Raw genomic sequence first — 1,449 nt, 5'->3', positions numbered from 1 at the left:
GGACCTGCAGGACCTCGAGCGGGAGCAGGTGACGGACACCAGCCGTCTGTCTCTCCTGTCGGAGGTCGACTCGAAGCTGGTGCGGGACTGGGAGCGCCATCTGCGGGAGATCGACGACGGGGTGCCCGGTCCGTCGGCTTCCGCTTCGCCGTCGGCTTCGGCGTCGTAGCTCCCGCAGTCGCCACGGAGTCGTAGCTCCCGCCGTCGTAGCTCCGGCAGTGCACGTCGTCGCTACGGCCGCCAGGCCGCGACCACGTCGTTCGCCCCCCACACCAGGTCGACGGCGCTGTCCGACACCGCGCGGGTGACGCCGGAGAGGGACACGACCGCGAGGCCGGTGCCGCCGGGACCGAATCCGGGAACCTCGGCGGCGCCGGTCCGCAGGGCGGTCAGGTCCTGCTGGTCGAAGGGCGAGGCGAGCCACTTCACCGAGCCGGCGAAGTACACGGACCCGGCCACGGGGGCGCGGTCCGCGCCGATCAGGTCGATCTCCGGCGCGAACCGCCGGTTCCACCAGCCGCCGACGACCTCCGTGCCGGGCCAGGGGAAGTCCTCGGAGGCGGCCGCGGCCAGTTCCAGCGCCTCGCGGATCAGGGGCTCGACGGCCCGTCCCCGCCAGGTCGTCCAGCGTCGCTCCACGATCCGGTACGCGGCTTCGGGGCGTCCGCGCCGGGAGAGTTCCTGCGCGGACCGGGTCGCGGCCAGGTAGAGCCGCAGGTTGCTGTCGGCCACGCGATAGAGGGCGGGCTTGCCGGGGCTGGTGGACAGCGGCGGGTCCACGGCCAGCACGCGCTTCTCCACGGTGAGGCGTCTGAGCAGCGGGGACAGTACGCCGGAGGGCAGCGCCCCGCTCTGACTGCCCGCGGTCGCGGCGATGTTCGCGTGCGTACGGTCTCCACTCCCCACGGCCTCCAGGACCCGGCGCGTCTGGTCGGGTGCCGGGAACTCGGCCAGGAGCGCCGCCTCCGGCACCCCGAAGAGCGGCGAGGCGGGGTCCGCGCACTCGTCCTTGATGAAGTCGAGCGCCGGTGTCGCGTGCGGCCAGGCACGCAGGATGCCCGGCAGGCCGCCGGAGACGAGATGGGCGTCGATGGCGTCTGCGGCGTCCAGCCCCAGCACGTCTCCGGTCTCGGCGGGATCGAGCGGTCCGAGGACGAGACTGTCGGCGCGTCCGTAGAAGGGGCGGTCGTACGCCGTGAATCGCTCCATCATGTGCAGATCGCTGCCGAGCAGCAGCAGAAGCACCGGGCGTCCGGCCAGCAGCCGGTCCCACGCGGTCTGTAGCGCTCCGTCGAACACGGGGTCCTGCTCGGCGAGCCAGGGCAGTTCGTCGAGGACCACGATGCTGGGTGCGGCGGGCAGGACGGCCGCGAGTGTCCGGAAGGCGTCCGGCCAGTTCGTGGGGGCGGTGGCCGGCACCACGCCCCCGTCCTGGGGGTGTTCGCGGTG

The 1,449-nt window shown here is 73.3% G+C and carries 1 protein-coding gene; it reads right to left on the bottom strand.

The genetic code is table 11. The annotated features are described in order from the left end of the window. Positions 1–231: 231 nt before the first annotated feature. The coding region (locus ACNFOC_RS54320) for an AAA family ATPase (protein ID WP_416966303.1) at positions 232–1,449 on the bottom strand (1,218 nt) is incomplete at its 5' end.

Source organism: Streptomyces colwelliae, assembly GCF_048158785.1.
Classification (GTDB): Bacteria; Actinomycetota; Actinomycetes; order Streptomycetales; family Streptomycetaceae; genus Streptomyces.
Note: the sequence above shows the minus strand (reverse complement) of the source record. Positions and strands in the feature narration are given on the sequence as shown.